The following is a 19,161-nucleotide window of genomic DNA, read 5'->3' as shown; positions in this document are numbered from 1 at the left end:
CTCATTCTATGCTATTGCAATTATTGTGTGTGTAATGCCACTGAAACTTTACTAACAGGCTGTTTATTAAGCGCATTAGTAATTTGCCAACCTGCTTGTGCAAGCCTTTTTAAATCAATTCCATGTTCAATGCCAAGCCCTTGCAGTAAGTAAACAACATCTTCGGTGGCAACATTTCCTGACGCACCCTTAGCGTAAGGGCAGCCACCAAGGCCAGCAACGGCAGCGTCAACCGTTGAAATACCTAGGCTTAAGGCAGCGTAAATATTTGTGAGCGCCTGTCCATATGTATCATGAAAGTGTACTGCAAGCTTACTTTTATCAATATGCTTGAGCAGCAATGTAAGCAGCTCAGTCACTTTACCTGCGGTGCCGACACCAATAGTATCGCCAAGGCTCACTTCATAGCAGCCAAGCGCTAATAACTTTTGTGCCACGTTTAAAACAACCTGAGGGTCAACGTCTCCCTCATAAGGGCAGCCTAAAACACAGCTTACATAGCCTCGAACGCGTATATTATTCGCTTTAGCAAAAGTCATTACCTCGCTAAAACGATCAATACTTTGCGCTATTGAACAATTTATATTTTTTTGACAAAACGCTTCGCTGGCCGCCGTAAATATAGCAAATTCTTTAATACCAACAGCATGCGCAGCTTGTGCGCCTTTTAAATTTGGCGTTAAGGCACTTAAATTAATCTCTGGAAGGTCAAGCGCACTGATCACTTCGCTTGAGTCTGCCATTTGTGGCACCCATTTGGGAGATACAAATGAACCAGCTTCTATGTCTTTTAATCCCGCGGCGGCGAGAGCATTAATAAGTGTTACTTTATCTTCAGTGCTGACGGTTTTTTCATTTTGTAAACCATCACGTGCACCCACTTCAACAATACGTACTTTGTTTGCAAAGGCTCTCATTAAGCACCTTCCTGCACAGTCGTATCTTCAACAATGGCTAACAGTGCGCCGTGTGAAACTAGTTCACCTTCACCAAAACAGTAACTCTGTAATATGCCGTCATGCGGTGCATTAAGTGTATATTCCATTTTCATGGCTTCGATAATAACAACGGCATCACCTTTAGTGATAGTGCTACCTACTTCAATTAAATGTTTTACTACCGTGCCATTGAGTGGCGCAGCGAGCGGCAGCGCGTCATTTTCGTGTGAACTAATATAATGTTTATCAACACATTCAAACTTAGTTTGCAGTGCTTTATTCATTACAGTGATTGCATTGTCAGTTATGCTGACATGTGCGCTGTGCTTTTCACCGTTAATAAATACGTTGCACACACCATTATTTAGCGTCCCTTGTACACTGTATACGCCCGCGCTGTGTGTCACATTGTAACCCTGCGCAGTTTTGATAGCGCTTAGCGGTAAATCTACAAATGGGATTTTAATTGCCTGCGGTGCATTTAAAGTAAACCCACTCAGCTGTTGCCAAGGGCTGGCGCTATTAGTGTGTGCTTGGTGCGTGTTTAACGACTCTAAATACGCAAAAGCGGCAATAAGCTGGCTTGATTGCAATAATGACTCATCAACCGCAGCGAGTGAATCACCTTGCTCAGCAATAAAGTGTGTACTTGGCGCGCCTTGTTTAAAGCTTGCGTGGCAAGCTAAGTTATGTAAAAAGCCAATATTGGTACTAAAGCCTGCTAAATGAAATTGCTCAAGCGCCTGTTGCAAGCGAGAAAGCGCTTGTTCGCGATTGTCATCATGAACAATTAACTTTGCAATCATTGGGTCGTAATAGGGGCTTATTTCATCACCTTGGGCAATCCCGGTATCTATGCGTACAAATTCACTATTAACGGGGACGTGTAGCGCTTCAATGGTGCCTGAGCACGGAATAAAGTCATTTGCAGGGTCTTCGGCGTAAATACGCGCTTCAAAGCTATGGCCTTGCAGTTGAATATCAGATTGCTTTAACGGCAGTGTTTGCCCGCCCGCTATATTAATTTGCCAGTTTACTAAATCAACACCGGTCACCATTTCGGTTACTGGGTGCTCTACTTGCAGGCGAGTGTTCATTTCCATAAAGAAAAATTCATTACCGCAAAGTAAAAACTCAACGGTACCCGCACCACGGTAATTAATGGCTAATGCACAGCGTACAGCCGCTTCGCCCATTTCTTTACGCAGCGCGTCAGATAAACCTGGAGCAGGGGCTTCTTCAATCACTTTTTGGTGTCGGCGTTGCAACGAACAATCACGATCACCCAAATAAACACAGTTACCGTGATTATCTGCAAATACTTGTACTTCAACATGGCGAGGTTGATTAACGTAGCGCTCTAATAGCACTAAATCGTTACCAAAACCGGCAATGGCTTCACGTTGTGCGCCTTCAAGTGCAGTTATAAAGTCTTTCGGCTTTTCTACCACCCGCATCCCTTTACCGCCGCCGCCAAAGGCCGCTTTGATAAGAACAGGGTAACCAATTTTTTCGGCCTCAGATTGCAAAAAAGCTGGGTCTTGTTTATCACCATAGTAACCAGGTACCAAAGGAACGTTAGCCGCGGCCATTATTTCTTTAGCACGGGTTTTTGAGCCCATTGCTTCAATACTCGTTGCTGGTGGGCCAATAAAAGCAATGTTATGGGCTTCACAGGCTTTAGCAAATTCACTGTTTTCTGATAAAAAGCCGTAGCCTGGATGAATGCAATCAGCGCCACTGGCTTTAGCAACCTGCAAAATTTTATCTGCGACTAGGTATGAATCTTTACTTGGCGCAGCACCAATATGGTAGGCTTCGTCGGCCATTTTTACATGTTGCGCGTTTTTATCTGCATCTGAATACACCGCAACCGTGGTTAAGCCCATTTGCTTTGCGGTGCGCATAATACGACAGGCAATTTCGCCACGGTTAGCAATCAGAATTTTTTGTAATTGTAATGTGTTCATAATCCGTCCTAGAGTTGCCATTGGGGAGGGCGTTTATCAAAAAAGGCGCTCAGTCCTTCTTGGCCTTCAGTTGATACACGAATTTTAGCTATACGCTCTGCAGTCAGTGCAATTAGCTCCTCGTTTATCTCTTTATTGGCAACATCGTTAATAAGTGCTTTTGCGGCTTTAACGGCAATAGGGCCGTTATCAATCAAGGTTTGCAGCAAATTATCGAGGGCTGTCTCTAAGTTCCCAGTAATTTGATGCACTAAACCCAGTTGCTTTGCTGTGTGGGCATCAAACACTTCTGCAGTTAAAAAATATCTGCGTGCAGCACGCTCACCAATGGCCTTAATCACATAAGGGCTGATCACGGCAGGTATTAGCCCAAGTTTAACTTCACTTAAACAAAATTGTGCATCGTCTTTACTAAGCGCAATATCACAGCAGGCAATTAAGCCTAATGCCCCACCAAAGGCGGCACCTTGTACCGCACAAATTGTAGGATGCGGGCTCTGTGCTAATACTTGCATAAGTTTAGCCAGTTGCATTGAATCAGCTAGGTTATCGTTATAGTTATTATCTGCCATCGATTTCATCCAGGCTAAGTCGGCACCGGCTGAAAAATGTTTACCTTCGGTTTTGAGTACTAAGGCACGAATATCGAGCGTATTAGCATGTTCAATACATTGAATAAGCTCATGGATAACGTCGCTATTAAACGCATTACGTTTTTCTGGGCGGCTTAAAACGAGTACAGCCACATTAGATTTTGTTATTTGTAGTGTTACTGACATTGTGCGCTCCGGTTACATTCTAAATACGCCAAACTTAGACTCACGCTGTGGTGCATTTTTAGCTGCTGTTAATGCAAGCCCTAACACATTACGTGTATCGACAGGGTCTATAATGCCATCGTCCCATAAGCGGGCACTGGCATAGTAAGGATGACCTTGTTGTTCGTATTGACTAATAATTGGCTTTTTAAAATCGCTAACTTCTTGCTCGCTCATGCTTTCGCCTTTACGGGCTAATCCATCTTGTTTAACTTGTGCCATAACACCTGCAGCTTGCTCACCACCCATGACTGAAATACGGGCATTTGGCCACATCCACATCATGGTCGGTTCAAATGCACGGCCACACATACCATAATTGCCGGCGCCATAAGAGCCGCCAATAAGCACGGTGAATTTTGGTACATCAGCACACGACACCGCCATCACCATTTTAGCGCCATGTTTAGCAATGCCTTCGGCTTCGTATTTTTTACCGACCATAAAGCCAGTAATGTTTTGTAAAAATACCAATGGAATATTGCGCTGGGCACACAGCTGAATAAAGTGCGCGCCTTTTTGCGCCGACTCACTAAATAAAATACCGTTGTTAGCCACTATGCCCACAGGGTTGCCATAAATGCTGGCAAAGCCTGTCACCAGTGTTTCGCCAAAGTAACGTTTAAATTCATCAAAAGACGAGTCATCGACAGTGCGGGCTATTACTTCACGCACATCAAATGGCTTTTTAAGATCAGTACCAACAATGCCGTAAAGCTCGTTAATATCGTAACGGGGAGCTTTTACGTCATCTAATAATGGGGCGGTAGGACGTGTGTAATTAATTCGCTCTATGCATTGGCGTGCAATTGATAATGCATGCGCATCATTTTCAGCGTAATGATCGGCCACACCCGATGTTTTACAATGAACATCGGCGCCGCCAAGCTCTTCTGCGGTAACTTCTTCACCGGTTGCCGCTTTTACCAGTGGTGGGCCTGCTAAAAATATAGTGCCTTGCTCTTTTACAATAATACTTTCATCGGCCATAGCAGGAACATACGCACCACCTGCGGTACATAAGCCCATAACCACTGCAATTTGTGGAATGCCTTTACCCGACATACGTGCTTGATTGTAAAAAATACGCCCAAAATGCAGTTTATCTGGAAATACATCGTCTTGCTCTGGCAAATTAGCACCGCCAGAATCAACTAAGTAAATACACGGTAAGTGGCAACGCTCAGCAATATCTTGTGCGCGTAAATGCTTTTTAACAGTAAGCGGGAAATAGGTGCCACCTTTAACTGTCGCGTCGTTTGCAATCACCATACATTCAACGCCTTTCACGCGACCAATACCTGCAACTACACCGGCACAAGGTATCTCTTGTTCATACACACCAAATGCAGCAAATTGCGATATTTCTAAAAAGGGTGAGCCTTCATCTAATAAAGTACTGATACGGTCACGAACAAACAGCTTTCCTCTGCTTTCATGGCGCTCTTTAAGTGCAGCGCCACCACCTAAGCTAATATTGGCAACTTTATCGCGTAAATCATCCACCAGCACCGACATATTTTTGTGGTTTTGCACAAAACTAGGATCGTGGGGATTAACGCTCGATTTTAAAATCGTCATAAATTAATCCTTAACGGCTTTCAGTAAATAATTCACGGCCAATCAACATGCGGCGTATTTCTGAGGTGCCTGCGCCAATTTCGTATAACTTAGCATCACGCAGTAAACGACCTGTTGCGTATTCGTTTATGTAGCCATTGCCGCCTAAAATTTGGATTGCATCAAGGGCCATTTTAGTTGCAAGCTCTGCAGCGTATAAAATTGCGCCAGCTGCGTCTTTACGGGTGGTTTCACCACGGTCACAGGCTTTTGCTACTGTGTACACATATGAGCGAGCAGCATTCATTTGTGTATACATATCGGCAATTTTGCCTTGAATTAACTGAAATTGACCAATCGGGCTGTCAAACTGCTTACGCTCATGAATGTAAGGCACCACAATGTCCATACATGCTTGCATAATTCCTAACGGGCCTGCAGCTAAAACAACTCGCTCGTAATCAAGGCCGCTCATAAGTACCTTAACGCCTTCGTTTAAGTTACCTAAAATGTTTTCTTCGGGTACTTCGCAGTTATCAAAGACCAGTTCACAGGTGTTTGAACCGCGCATACCGAGTTTGTCGAGCTTTTGTGCGGTAGAAAACCCCGGGAATGTTTTCTCAACAATAAAGGCGGTAATGCCTTTCGCACCGGCATTTAAATCTGTTTTTGCGTAAATAACCAGAGTATCAGCGTCAGGGCCATTGGTGATCCACATTTTATTGCCGTTTAAAATGTACTTATCGCCTTTTTTCTCGGCTTTAAGTTTCATTGATACAACATCAGAGCCTGCGTTAGGCTCACTCATGGCCAAGGCACCAATGTGTTCACCGCTAATTAGTTTAGGTAAGTATTTTTCTTTTTGTGCTTGTGATCCATTACGGTTTATTTGATTAACACACAGGTTTGAATGCGCACCATAGCTTAAGCCAATAGAGGCACTTGCACGGCTAATTTCTTCCATGGCAATAACGTGCTCTAAATAACCTAAACCCGCACCGCCAAATTCTTCATCGACGGTCATGCCTAAAACGCCCATTTCACCCATTTGCGGCCAAAGTTGATTGGGAAACGCATTATTCAGATCTGTTTTTTCAGCTAGTGGGGCAATTTCTTGACTTGCGAAGCTATTAACATGACTGCGGATCATGTCCGCTGTTTCGCCAAGACCAAAATTCATTTCTTTATATAGTGAAATAGTGCTCATGATTCATTCCTGTGTGTTTGATGACGTTTATTATATTTTATTCATCTATTTTGCTAAGCGTGTCGCGACAACGACGTTCTGCGGTAACCAACTCCATTAGTACAACTTTAATGTCGTCCATTTGTTGAGATAGGTCGGCCTTTTTTTCGCTGATGAGGTCAAGCATAGTAACTAACTGTTTAGCGCTTGATTTGTCTGCATCATAAAGTTCAAACAAACGACCGGTTTCAGCCAAGGTAAACCCTAAACGTTTACCACGTAGTATTAACTTTAGGCGCACTTTATCGCGCTTTGAGTAAATACGAGTTTGGCCATTGCGCTCTGGCGATATAAGCCCTTGGTCTTCGTAAAAGCGAATAGAGCGCGTGGTAATATCAAATTCTTTCGCTAATTCGCTGATACTAAAAGTTTGTTCGTTTTTAGCCGGCTCATTGGCTGAATTTGCAAAGTTTGTTTGATTATCTGATTTCATTGTAATGTTTACCTCATTCGAATATCACCAATATAAGTGAAGTTTACGTAAAGGTAAAGTGCGATCTGGTTGTTATACTTTAGACGTACAAAACAAATGCGGATTTACAGTAGAAGTTGAGTGTTTATAAACGTTATAAGCCATTTTAGGAGGTTGTAATACATTTTTAGCAAGCTTGCTTTACAGTTTTTACACTAATTAGAAAGTTGATTTTATATTTACGTTGGCGTAAACGTAAATTTTATGTATGCTCGTATTTATCAGATTAGTTTAAACATTAAGCTAAACATAATAAAACATGTTTGCGGTAATTGAAAATGGAGCCTTTTTATGTCTTTTGAAAGCGTTGTAATTGTAGCAGCAAAACGCACCCCAATGGGTGGATTTATGGGCGCACTAAGTGATGCGCAGTCTACCGAACTAGGTGCTACAGCTATTGCAGGTGCACTTGCTCAAACGGGTTTAAGCAATGATGCAATTGATGAAGTGATTATGGGCTGTGTATTACCAGCTGGCTTAGGCCAAGCACCTGCACGTCAGGCTATGCTTAAAGCAGGGCTTTCACTGAGCACAGGCGCTACCACAATTAATAAAGTATGTGGCTCGGGTTTAAAAGCGGCCATGTTAGCGAATGACCTTATTAAAGCAGGTTCTATTGAATCAGCCATTGCCGGTGGTATGGAAAGTATGACTAATGCGCCTTATTTTATTCCTAAAGCACGTGGCGGCATGCGTATGGGCCACGGTGAAATAAAAGATCATATGATGAGCGATGGCCTTGAAGATGCTTACGACAATAAAGCAATGGGTTGTTTTGCTCAAGACACGGCTGATGAATATGGCATTGGCCGTGAGCAAATGGACGCGTTTGCACTGGGTTCGTTAAGTAAAGCAAACGCAGCCATAGAAAATGGTAGCTTTGACAACGAAATCGTCCCTCATACTATTAAAACCCGCAAAGGTGATGTAACAGTTTCAATTGATGAACAACCTGGTAATGCTCGCCCTGAAAAAATCCCAAGTTTACGTGCAGCATTTAAAAAAGACGGCACCATTACTGCGGCAAACTCATCGTCTATTTCAGATGGTGGCGCAGCACTGATTTTAATGAGCGAATCAAAAGCAAAAGCAGAGGGTTTAACGCCACTGTGCAAAATTGTGGCTCACAGCACGCATTCTCAAAAACCCAGTGAATTTACCGTAGCGCCTGTTGGTGCAATGAACAGTGTGCTTGAAAAAGCAGGGTGGACAACCGCAGATGTTGACCTATGGGAAATTAACGAAGCGTTTGCCATGGTTACCATGCTAGCTATTAACGAGTTAAAGCTCGATGAAAGCAAAGTTAATGTTAACGGTGGCGCTTGTGCATTGGGTCATCCTATTGGTGCCAGCGGTGCGCGTATTTTAGTAACACTTATCCATGCACTTAAAAACCGGGGTCTTAAAAAGGGCGTAGCCTCTTTATGTATTGGTGGCGGTGAAGCCGTTGCCATGGCCGTAGAAGCACTTTAACTAATAATAAAGCCGTAGCAACTATAACAAAAACGCTGCGGTACCCAATTTAATCAATAGGATTTTAATTATGCACCAAGTACCCTTACTCATTAACGGCGAATTTATTCAATCAACTTCAAATGAACTAATTGATGTTGTAAATCCTGCTAATCAAGAAGTGTTAGCGCAAGTACCTTGTGCTACAGACGCTGAAATGGACGCGGCTATTGCCTCTGCCAGCGAAACGTTTAAAACGTGGAAAGACGTTCCTATTACAGAACGTGCGCGCATTATGATGAAATACGCGGCGCTGTTAAAAGAAAACCATGATGAATTAGCCACTATTATTTGTCATGAGCTAGGTAAAACATTTGAAGATGCCAAAGGCGATGTGTGGCGTGGTATTGAAGTAGTCGAGCAAGCTGCTAATGCACCATCATTAATGATGGGCGAGACGATGGAAAACGTAGCGCGTAAAATCGATACCTATTCATATATGCAGCCACTAGGTGTATGTGCAGGTATTACCCCATTTAATTTTCCGGCCATGATCCCACTTTGGATGTTCCCACTGGCAATTGTGTGTGGTAACACCTTTATTTTAAAACCCTCTGAGCAAGACCCACTTACGCCTATGCGCTTAGCTGAGCTATTTATTGAAGCCGGTGCACCTAAAGGCGTGTTACAAGTTGTGCACGGTACAAAACCACAAGTAGACCGCTTATTAGAAGACAAAGCCGTTCGTGCTATTTCATTTGTGGGTTCATGTGGTGTAGGTGCCTATATTTACTCTAAAGGCACACAAAACTTAAAACGCGTTCAAGCGTGTGTGGGCGCTAAAAACCACATGGTAATTATGCCTGATGCGAGTAAATCGCATGTTGTTAATAATCTTGTGGGTGCCTCTGTAGGTGCGGCAGGTCAGCGCTGTATGGGTATTTCAGTGGCGGTATTTGTTGGTCAAGCAAAAGACTGGGTTGATGAAATTAAAGCAGGATTTGAAGGTGTACGCCCAGGTGTTTGGGATGATGCAGACGCGGCTTATGGCCCACAAACATCGCCTGCTGCTAAAGCACGTATTTTATCACTAATTGCCGATGGTAAAGCACAAGGCGCTACCTGTTTAATTGATGGCTCTGATTTTAGCGTTGAAGGTTACGAGCAAGGTAACTGGGTAGGTCCTACGTTATTTACTGATGTAACCAAAGAGATGAACTTGTACAAAGAAGAGATTTTTGGCCCAGTATTGGCGTGTATGTTTGTTGATACCCTTGAAGAAGCCATTGCGCTTATTAACGAAAGCCCTTACGGCAACGGTACCTCACTATTTACCTCAAGTGGTGCGGCTGCGCGTAAATTCCAACACGAAATTGAAGTAGGCCAAGTGGGTATTAATGTGCCAATTCCTGTGCCTTTACCATTTTTCTCGTTCACGGGTTGGAAAGGCTCATTCTACGGCGATACTCACACGTATGGTAAACAAGGTATTCGTTTTTACACAGAAACCAAAACCATTACTTCTCGCTGGTTTGAAGATGATATCGCTTCAGGTCCAAATATGAGTATTAATCTTAAGTAACATTTTAACCGCATAATTAATAAAAAAGAGGGGCACAACACATAATGTTGTCGCTCCTCACTAATAACTCCCGTTATGGGATGCACCGACAACAAACAAAACACAACAAGAGGTCTACCATGGACTTTAACTTATCTGAAGATCAACAAGCTTTTGCGCAAACCGCTCGCCAATTCGCAGAGTCTGAACTAGCACCACACGCTGCCAAGTGGGACCGCGAACATATTTTTCCTAAAGACACCATTAAAGCCGCTGGTGAGCTTGGTTTTTGTGGCTTATACACGCCAGAAGAAGCCGGTGGCTTAGGTTTATCTCGTTTAGATTCAAGCATTATTTTTGAGCAACTTGCATTGGGTTGTACAGCAACTACAGCTATGCTGACCATTCATAATATGGCAACCTGGATGATCGCAAGCTTTGGTACCGATGCAGTAAAAGACAAATACGTTGAGCAATTGGTAATGGGTGAATTACTGGCATCGTACTGTTTAACTGAGCCAGGCTCTGGCTCTGATGCTGCGTCATTAAAAACTAAAGCAGTTCGTGATGGCGATGAGTATGTTATTAACGGCTCAAAAATGTTTATTTCTGGCGCCGGTGAAACAGAAATTTTAGTTGTAATGGCACGTACAGGGGCTGATGGCCCAAGTGGTATTTCGGCTTTTGTTGTACCTGCAGATGCACCAGGTGTTGAATACGGAAAAGCAGAAGAAAAAATGGGGTGGAATGCACAGCCCACACGTTTAATTAGCTTTGAAGATGTGCGTATTCCAGCCGCAAACTTATTAGGCCAAGAAGGTGAAGGCTTTAAATTTGCAATGCAAGGTTTAGACGGCGGCCGTATTAATATTGCCACTTGCTCTATTGGTACAGCACAAGCGGCACTTAATACCGCACGTGAGTATTTAAAAGAGCGTACCCAATTTGGTAAGCCATTGGCTGCGTTTCAAGCGCTACAGTTTAAAATTGCCGATATGAATACCGAGCTTGTAGCAGCACGCCAAATGGTGCGCTTAGCGGCGTTTAAACTCGATACTAACGACAGTGAAAAAACCACTTATTGTGCTATGGCTAAACGCTTTGCAACCGATGTAGGTTTTACTGTTTGTAATGACGCGCTGCAAATTCACGGTGGCTACGGTTACATAAAAGAATACCCGCTTGAGCGCCATGTTAGAGATGTACGTGTTCATCAAATTCTTGAGGGCACTAACGAAATTATGCGCGTGATTATTGCGCGTCGTATTTTAGCCGAATCAGCCAGCGAAGTTTTATAAGGAGATTAGTATGTCAAATCCTAGCATTGAATTAACTATTGAAGGCCATGTAGCTATTTTAACCATGTCGAATCCGCCAGCGAATACCTGGACAAAAGACACCTTAATGGCACTAAAAGACACGGTTAACGAATTAAATACCAATAAAAATATTTATGCGTTGGTACTGACTGGCGAAGGCGAGAAGTTTTTTAGTGCCGGTGCCGACCTCAATGTATTTGCTGGCGGCGATAAAGGCGTAGCTGCAGACATGTCACGTGTATTTGGTGAAGCGTTTGAAGCACTGACTAATTTTAGAGGCGTGTCGGTTGCCGCCATTAATGGCTATGCAATGGGTGGCGGTCTTGAAGTGGCACTGGCTTGTGATATTCGTATTGCAGAAGAGCAAGCACAAATGGCATTACCTGAAGCCAAAGTGGGTTTATTACCCTGTGCTGGTGGAACGCAAAATTTAGCATGGCTCGTTGGCGAGGGCTGGGCAAAACGCATGATTTTATGCGGTGAGCGCTTAAAAGCCGATAAAGCCCTGCAAATTGGTTTAGTAGAAGAAGTGGTTGCACAAGGTGAAAGCTTTGCCGCAGCATTAAAACTGGCAAACCATGTAGCAGAGCAAAGCCCATCGTCGGTTGCTGCGTGTAAAACCTTGATTCAAAAAGGGCGTCATCAGCCTATGGCGACCACATTACCCCTTGAGCGTGAACTGTTTGTTGGTTTATTTGATACCGAAGATCAGCAAGAGGGCGTGAACGCCTTTTTAGAAAAACGTAAAGCTATTTGGGTGAATGGCTAATGACAGAACTTACTCGTTTAAATTCAGCTGATGCTGCCGTGGTATTTGAAACGGCAACCACAGACAATGGCCGACTCATTGGTTTTGCAACCTTAAATGCGCCTAAATCGTTAAATGCCCTTAATTTTGAAATGATCAGCTTACTCGAGCCGCAACTACAGCAATGGGACAAAGACGATAACATTGCATTAGTGGTTCTTAAAGGCGCTGGTGAAAAAGCATTTTGTGCCGGTGGCGATGTAGTGAGCTTACACAAAGCAATGAGTGAGGGAAAACCGAGCTCACTGGTTGAAGAATTTTTTACTCAAGAGTATCAGCTCGATTACCTAATTCACTGTTACAACAAACCCATTTTAGTGTGGGGTAACGGGATTGTAATGGGCGGCGGTTTAGGTTTAATGGCCGGTGCCAGTCATCGCGTAGTGACTGAAACATCACGCATTGCCATGCCAGAGCAAACTATTGGGCTTTACCCTGATGTAGGCGGCAGTTATTTTTTACATAAAATGCCCGCCCATGTTGGTTTGTTTTTAGGGCTGACCTCGGCATCTATAAATTGTGAAGACGCTAAGCTTGTATCGCTTGCCGATCACTTTGTAAATGCCGACAAGTACCCAGAGCTTGTTGAAGCATTACTCAATACTAAATGGGGTAAAACAGCAAGTTTAAATCACGACAAGCTAAGTACCTTGCTTATTGAGTTAGATAACAACTCTAGCCGTATGCCAAAAGGCAATTTAAAAGCAAACTTAAGCTTGATTCAAAAGTTAGGCGACTTTGACACGTTACAGCAGCAGGTAGATTACATTTTAAATCTAAACACTGATGACAAATGGCTACAACGTGCACAAAAATCGTTAACCCATGGTTGCCCATTAAGTTGTGCCTTAGTAAGTGAGCAGCTCAAACATAGCAAAGGTAAAAACTTAGCTGAGTGTTTTAAAATGGAATTGGGCATGTCGGTTCGTGCCGGTGAAGTGGGCGAGTTTCAAGAAGGTGTACGTGCCTTACTAATCGATAAAGACGGTGCGCCACAGTGGCAGTTTAAATCGTTAGCTGATGTACCAAAAGAAGTAGTAGAGAGCTTTTTTGCAAACCGCTTTGGCGAGCAACATCCGCTAGAGCCGTACTTTTCACAACTAAATTTACAAGGGTAAAGCGATGAGTAAACTTAATATAGGATTTATTGGTTTAGGAAACATGGGCGGCCCAATGGCAGCAAACTTAGTTAAAGCAGGCCACAGTGTGCGCGTGTTTGACTTAAGTGCAGAGGCCGTTAAAGAGCTTGTGAATCATGGGGCTAGTGCGGCGCAAAGCGCCAGTGACTGTGCTCATGAGGCTGATGTGCTAATTAGCATGCTACCGGCAAGCAAACATGTTAAATCACTTTATTTAGGCACAGACGAGCAATCGGGTTTAATTAAAGTACTGAGTAAAAGTACCTTAGTGATTGATTGTTCAACTATAGATGCACAATCAGCACGTGACGTTGGCCATGCCCTAAGTGAGCAAGGTATTGCGTTTGTTGATGCACCGGTATCGGGTGGTGTAGCAGGTGCAACAGCAGGAACGCTTACGTTTATCGTTGGTGGTGAGCAAGCTGCATTCGATAAAGCCAATACTGTATTAGTCGATATGGGTAAAAACATATTCCATGCTGGTGATATTGGTGCAGGGCAAGTTGCCAAAATATGTAACAATATGCTGTTGAGTATTTTAATGGCAGGCACCAGTGAAGCCATTCAAATGGGCATTAATAACGGCCTCGACGCAAAAGTACTCAGCGACATAATGAGCGCAAGCTCGGGTCGTAACTGGACGTTAGAACTTTATAACCCCTGCCCAGGCGTTATGGAAACCGCACCAGCTAGTAACGACTATAAACCTGGCTTTATGGTCGATTTAATGGCTAAAGACTTAGGCCTTGCTATGGAAGCAGCGCAACAAAGTAATTCACTGACGCCAATGGGCTCAATGGCTAAAAATTTATACACTATGATGCAGCACCAAGGTGCAGGCAGTGATGATTTCAGTGCCATTTTTAAATTGTTTTCGAAGTAGGAAAGTATTGTGGAAATAAAAAATAATACCGTAGTTATTACCGGTGGTGCACAAGGCTTAGGTTTTGCAATGGCGCAAAAGTTTGCCTTAATGGGCGCTAATGTTGCCTTAATTGATATGGCGCAAGCCCAGTTAAATGAAGCAACCGAGCAGCTATCTGCATTAGCAGGCGTAACGGGTACTATTAAAGGCTACAGCGCTAATGTAACCGTTGAGAGCGAAGTTGAAGACGTTTTTAATACCATTAACAGTGACTTTGGTCATATTGGGGTATTAATTAATAACGCCGGCATTTTACGCGATGGTATGTTTATAAAAGCCAAAGACGGCAAAGTGGTTAAAAAAATGTCGCTTGAACAATTTCAATCAGTGATTGACGTTAACCTAACAGGCGTATTTTTAGCAGGGCGCGAAGCTGCAAGCCACATGATTGAATCTGGCAAAGGCGGCGTAATTGTAAATATGTCGAGCGTAGCGCGTGCGGGTAATATTGGCCAAACTAACTATGCTGCTTCAAAAGCCGGTGTTGTGGCACTAACCACTACATGGGCTAAAGAGCTTGGCCGTTTTGGTATACGCGTTGGCGCCATTGCCCCTGGCGTTATTAGCACCGCCATGACCGATGTAATGAAGCCAGAAGCAAAACAGCGCATGCTAGCAGTAACACCAGTAGGGCGCTTAGGTGAAACCGCTGAAATAGCCCATACTGCTCAGTATATTATCGAAAACGACTTTTTCACTGGCCGTGTAGTAGAGATAGACGGCGGTATTCGTTTGTAAACTAATGTTTATAAACGTATGAGTGTTAGGTAATTAAAAAGCACAGCCTTTTGGGTAGTGCTTTTTTTGTTTTAAATCGCAGCATTATAATTTAATCATGGTTAGAAACAGAGATTTCATAAACGATATTTAACTTAAAAGGAATATTGTATATAGACAGTGAGTGGTGTTTTGTCTAGTAACATTATTAAAAGTCGTTTTGGTGTATTTTAACAACGGGTGCTTTAAAGCCTACGTAATTACCTGTTTACATTGAAGTTGTTTAGTGGAATTATTAAGCAATGTAATATACGCCGTTTTGGGGGGTTTATAACCCCCCAAACTGGTGTTCGATAAGCTTTTAAGTGTCTTATCTACCTCGGCAATTATAAAAAGGATTTACCAATGTCATCGTTGTCAGAATATGACGATTTAAAGCAATTTGAAAAAACTACTTGGAAGTCGAATCTAACAAGGAGAATTGATAGTTTTAGAGAAGTTATTAATGAGGGGAATAACTTCGAAGAGTTCTTTGGAAAGGAATACATAGAAAAACTAACGGAAAAATCAGCAAGGCTAAATTCATTAACAATTAAACTTTTTATTTTTTACTCGATTATTATGATCTCTTTGTATTCAGCTCAAAATTTACAGGATATTGAGTTAAGAATTTTAGGATATAGCTTTAAAAATCTTGGAGCTTATAAAGAGTTTTTACTGTTCATCGGTGCAATTGTCACCCCTATATCTGCACTTGTGGCTGCGTATACAAAGTATATTGATGCTTTAATCAAAGAGTGCATAGCAAAAATAGCTCCTGACGAAAACGTCCGTGATTTTTATAAGCATATTTGGGTTGATTCCGCTGCTGACGCACTTTTCAAAAAAATGAAAAAAGGTGAAAAGATTCATCAGCATGGTTTCTCTGTTCTTTTAGCTGCATTTATTCTACTCATTTTAGCTTTGATCTTGGTTACGTTGTTATTAGCGTCTTTTTTTATTCAAATTGTTGTTATTTACGATGTATACGTTAATCCTGCAACACCCGGATATATCAATACTTTTGTAATTATTTTTGCTTTGTCATCAATCCTTTTTTCTTGGCTAGTTTCATTAGTTCAGTTGCCTATGCCCGAGGTTGATTACAGTAATTATGGAAAGGTCGCTAATCTTGAAAAGGAAGATCCTGAAAAGTATAAAAAGCTAATGGACGAGATTTCTAAAGAAGAAGCCAAAAAGGATGCTAAATCTATTATATTAACCTCGGCACTTACTTATTTAATAGCGTTTTCCGGACTAAGTTTTATTTGGTATGGCTTAACCTTACAGGATATTTCTGTATTTTTACCAAAAGCAGTTACTGGAGCTATGTTTGTTATGTTTTTCTCTAACGAACTTCTAGGTTTTTTTCGTAAAATATCGTACAGGTGGTTTTTTAAAAATTACCCCGAAGGTAAAGAAGGAAGAACGAAGGTGTTTACAAAATTACAGAAGATTCTTTCATTTATGAAAATACTATCTCCTATGCTGTTAACCATTATATATTCACAATATGCTTTTCAGTAAATAGAAAAGCAATCGCATTTAACACATATGAGCCTTAACTCTGTCAAAAGGCAATAGTATTCTTTTTGACCGTTTTATACATTGACGGTCAATTCTAAATCAATAAACAAATTCGTTTACTTCGTCTGTCGATGTTGCTGTTAAAAACCAAAGGGGTCAAATCTTGACTTTAGACATCATAAGAGCCAATTCTTCAAGCTTTGGTTAGTCTAAATCACTCGTCGTTCTCGGTACTCTTTCATTTGCTGCCGTTTGTTATTTTTAAAACACGTTAATTGTTTAAAACGGTAACGTAAAGTTGCCGTTTTTTTGCCTACTATTTAAGTTTATTTTAAGTTTTCATAGTTATTGTAATTAAAACCTTTAAACCATTCATCTGAGTTAATAACTAATTTCATGTTTCAGATCATTAAAGTGTGAGTGAGTAAAGGTTAACGTGTAAACATGTAGTCATAACGCATAAAGTGAGCACTTTACTCAATTGCGTTTCTTCACTAAAAGAGGCCTTATGAATTTTAAAAACACAACGACTCATTACAGTACACTCTCTATAGCCTTACACTGGCTTATGTTTATTTTAATTGTCACTGTTTACGGCAGTATAGAGTTACGTGAATTATTTGATAAAGGCACTGAAACCCGTGATGCCTTTAAAATGTGGCACTTTATGTTGGGTTTATCGGTTTTAGCTTTAGTCAGCGTGAGGGTAGTTGCGCGTGTAGTGGGCGGCTCGGTACCAGCTATACACCCTGAGCCTGCAAAGTGGCAAGATAAGTTAGCTAAATTTGTACACCTTGCGCTGTATGTGTTTATGTTTGCTATGCCAATTGCGGGTTGGTTAATATTAAGTATGGCAGGTAAACCTGTGCCATTTTTTGGTTTAGAGCTGCCTCCATTGGCAAGTGAAAACAAAGAGCTGGGTAAAATCATTAAAGAAATACACGAAACAGCGGGCGAAGTTGGTTATTACGTAATAGGCTTACATGCGGCGGCTGCATTATTTCATCATTACATTTTGGCTGATAACACCTTTAAACGTATGCTGTTTTCTAAAAAATAAACACATCACATATAAAAAGGGAGACCATGTGTCTCCCTTTTTATATTAATTAATGATTTGTACTTTTAAACCCAATTCTAAACCCGCCCCAATGTTTACCGTTTACATAAATTGGCACCGAGAGGTCATGCAGTATTTCACCGGTATCACGTTTATAGGTTTGTAATAAAAAGCTTTCGGTGTGGCTACCACAGCGAATTCCTGTCGGGTCATTAAAAATACGTTTAGTACGGTTGTTTACTAAATCTTTTTCAAAGTTACCGGTTAGGGCTTGGCTATAGCGTTTGTTATGAGTAGGAAAGTAGCCCTTTGTATCAACGGCTCCTGCAAAAATAATGTCTTTATTTTCCAGTATTGGTTCTTGTATAGCCGGCAGTGATTGATCTGTAAGTTTATCGTAATCGGTTGTGTACTTGGTTGGATTGGTATTTTCGATGGGTTTATAGTTTTGCGAAAAAAGTTGTTGCTGGGTTATTTTTCCGCTTTGGATCCAACCCTCAAAACATTCGCCAATTGCTTTACTGGCGTGTTTAGCCGATATCAGGATTGGTTTAAAGAATGCGTCATACTCTATGTTTTCAAGCTCTCTAAATATTGATTCTGATCCCAGCGATAAAGAAGACGCTTGCTGAGAAATTGTACTGCCTTTTTTAGTAACTTCGCCCAATAAACTACTGATGCTAGTGACTGAGCTATTTATTTGTGTGGTTGCATGCTGAAATGCAGAAACAGACTGATGCATACTATCAAGCGCGGTAGATGAGGCACCAATATCTTGGTTAATTGTTAAAAAGGATTGAGTCACGTTTTCAAGCTCTGATTTTACAGAAATACTTTGCTGTGAAACCTGCTTCATATCTTCATTGGTTTTTATACTGTTGGCGTTAATGTCTGTGAGCATGTCAGCAATTTGTTTGGTTGCTTCATTGGTTTTATTTGCAAGGTTACGCACTTCGTCGGCAACAACCGCAAAACCACGACCTTGCTCACCTGCACGAGCGGCCTCTATGGCTGCATTTAAGGCAAGTAGGTTGGTTTGCTCTGCAATGTTTTGAATAACTTGGGTAATGCTTTGTATATCACTGGCACTTTTTAATAATAAATCTAATTGCTGGGCGACTTTATCTATAGAGCCTGATAACGAATCAATTTGGCTGGTGGCCGTTTGTAAGCGGCTATCGGCAGAGCTTGAGGCTTGCGCTGTTTGTACCATTGCTTGATTAATAGTGGTCATGCTGTCACTGAGTTCAGTACTATTATGTGAAAGCTCGTGTGTGGCAAGCCCGACAGTTTCACTCTCGTTATAACAAGCGTCTATTTCTTTAGATAAGCTATCAACATAAAATGACACTTCAGCTGCGCCTATGGCATTTTTTGAGGTGGCTTTGGTAATGTTTTGTGCAATTTTGTTATTGAACGACTGCACGGCACCTAGTGACGAATTGTTATTTGCTGATTCAGATTTTGCTGGTTTTATATAAAAAATTGCAGATAACAGCACTATAATTGCTGCAGCAATGGTGGAGAGCTGTTCAAAATAGAAAAGAAAACAAATGCTTAAATAAAAAATGCTGTAGAGCAGGTAGGTTATTTTCATTCCTTTGACCTCG

At 41.8% G+C, this 19,161-nt stretch carries 16 protein-coding genes; 9 read left to right on the top strand and 7 right to left on the bottom strand.

Going from position 1 to position 19,161, the window contains the following annotated elements:
• Positions 1-20: 20 nt before the first annotated feature.
• The 6 genes from BM380_RS02165 to BM380_RS02140 are packed head-to-tail and all read right to left on the bottom strand — an operon-like array spanning position 21 to position 6,965.
• The gene (locus BM380_RS02165) at positions 21-917 is read right to left on the bottom strand and encodes a hydroxymethylglutaryl-CoA lyase (protein ID WP_090492644.1); all 897 of its coding nucleotides are present in this window, start codon (positions 915-917) and stop codon (positions 21-23) included.
• Positions 917-2,908, bottom strand: a complete 1,992-nt coding sequence (locus BM380_RS02160) for an acetyl/propionyl/methylcrotonyl-CoA carboxylase subunit alpha (protein WP_090492641.1) — start codon at positions 2,906-2,908, stop codon at positions 917-919. Before BM380_RS02160 ends, BM380_RS02165 begins: the two co-directional genes overlap by 1 nt.
• A gap of 8 nt (positions 2,909-2,916) precedes the next feature.
• Complete coding sequence (locus BM380_RS02155) at positions 2,917-3,687, bottom strand: enoyl-CoA hydratase/isomerase family protein (RefSeq protein WP_016899945.1); 771 nt, start codon at positions 3,685-3,687, stop codon at positions 2,917-2,919.
• A gap of 12 nt (positions 3,688-3,699) precedes the next feature.
• Entirely contained in the window at positions 3,700-5,307 is a 1,608-nt protein-coding gene (locus tag BM380_RS02150; RefSeq protein WP_090492639.1) for a carboxyl transferase domain-containing protein, read from the bottom strand.
• A gap of 10 nt (positions 5,308-5,317) precedes the next feature.
• Positions 5,318-6,493, bottom strand: coding sequence for an isovaleryl-CoA dehydrogenase (locus BM380_RS02145; RefSeq protein ID WP_090492637.1), 1,176 nt, complete (start codon positions 6,491-6,493; stop codon positions 5,318-5,320).
• A 37-nt stretch (positions 6,494-6,530) separates the two neighbouring features.
• Positions 6,531-6,965 carry a MerR family transcriptional regulator gene (locus BM380_RS02140; protein WP_008114692.1) on the bottom strand — a complete coding sequence of 145 codons (435 nt, stop codon included), beginning with the start codon at positions 6,963-6,965 and terminating at the stop codon, positions 6,531-6,533.
• A gap of 330 nt (positions 6,966-7,295) precedes the next feature.
• On the opposite strand from BM380_RS02140, the gene BM380_RS02135 reads away from it, so the two are divergent.
• The 9 genes from BM380_RS02135 (at position 7,296) to BM380_RS02095 (ending at position 17,551) form a co-directional block, all read left to right on the top strand.
• Entirely contained in the window at positions 7,296-8,477 is a 1,182-nt protein-coding gene (locus BM380_RS02135) for a thiolase family protein (RefSeq protein WP_090492635.1), read from the top strand.
• 70 nt (positions 8,478-8,547) lie between these two features.
• Positions 8,548-10,038: a CoA-acylating methylmalonate-semialdehyde dehydrogenase gene (locus tag BM380_RS02130; RefSeq protein WP_090492633.1), complete on the top strand. Its 1,491-nt coding sequence runs from the start codon at positions 8,548-8,550 to the stop codon at positions 10,036-10,038.
• 119 nt (positions 10,039-10,157) lie between these two features.
• Positions 10,158-11,315 carry an acyl-CoA dehydrogenase family protein gene (locus BM380_RS02125; protein ID WP_090492631.1) on the top strand — a complete coding sequence of 386 codons (1,158 nt, stop codon included), beginning with the start codon at positions 10,158-10,160 and terminating at the stop codon, positions 11,313-11,315.
• A 10-nt stretch (positions 11,316-11,325) separates the two neighbouring features.
• Positions 11,326-12,105: an enoyl-CoA hydratase gene (locus BM380_RS02120; RefSeq protein WP_090492629.1), complete on the top strand. Its 780-nt coding sequence runs from the start codon at positions 11,326-11,328 to the stop codon at positions 12,103-12,105.
• Entirely contained in the window at positions 12,105-13,262 is a 1,158-nt protein-coding gene (locus tag BM380_RS02115; protein ID WP_090492627.1) for an enoyl-CoA hydratase/isomerase family protein, read from the top strand. The genes BM380_RS02120 and BM380_RS02115 overlap by 1 nt, the downstream gene beginning before the upstream one ends.
• A gap of 4 nt (positions 13,263-13,266) precedes the next feature.
• Entirely contained in the window at positions 13,267-14,166 is a 900-nt protein-coding gene (mmsB, locus tag BM380_RS02110; RefSeq protein ID WP_013464907.1) for a 3-hydroxyisobutyrate dehydrogenase, read from the top strand.
• 9 nt (positions 14,167-14,175) lie between these two features.
• Positions 14,176-14,946 (top strand): SDR family oxidoreductase, encoded by a 771-nt coding sequence (locus BM380_RS02105; protein WP_090492625.1) that lies wholly within the window; start codon positions 14,176-14,178, stop codon positions 14,944-14,946.
• Between the two features lie 384 nt (positions 14,947-15,330).
• Positions 15,331-16,491 (top strand): hypothetical protein, encoded by a 1,161-nt coding sequence (locus BM380_RS02100; RefSeq protein WP_090492623.1) that lies wholly within the window; start codon positions 15,331-15,333, stop codon positions 16,489-16,491.
• A gap of 508 nt (positions 16,492-16,999) precedes the next feature.
• Positions 17,000-17,551: a cytochrome b gene (locus tag BM380_RS02095; RefSeq protein WP_090492621.1), complete on the top strand. Its 552-nt coding sequence runs from the start codon at positions 17,000-17,002 to the stop codon at positions 17,549-17,551.
• 49 nt (positions 17,552-17,600) lie between these two features.
• Here the strand turns inward: BM380_RS02095 and BM380_RS02090 are convergent, their stop codons facing one another.
• Positions 17,601-19,148, bottom strand: coding sequence for a methyl-accepting chemotaxis protein (locus BM380_RS02090; protein WP_090492619.1), 1,548 nt, complete (start codon positions 19,146-19,148; stop codon positions 17,601-17,603).
• Positions 19,149-19,161: the final 13 nt, after the last annotated feature.

It is taken from the genome of Pseudoalteromonas sp. DSM 26666 (assembly GCF_900116475.1).
In the GTDB taxonomy this organism is placed as follows: domain Bacteria; phylum Pseudomonadota; class Gammaproteobacteria; order Enterobacterales; family Alteromonadaceae; genus Pseudoalteromonas; species Pseudoalteromonas tetraodonis.
This window is presented reverse-complemented; position numbering and strand designations above follow the sequence as displayed.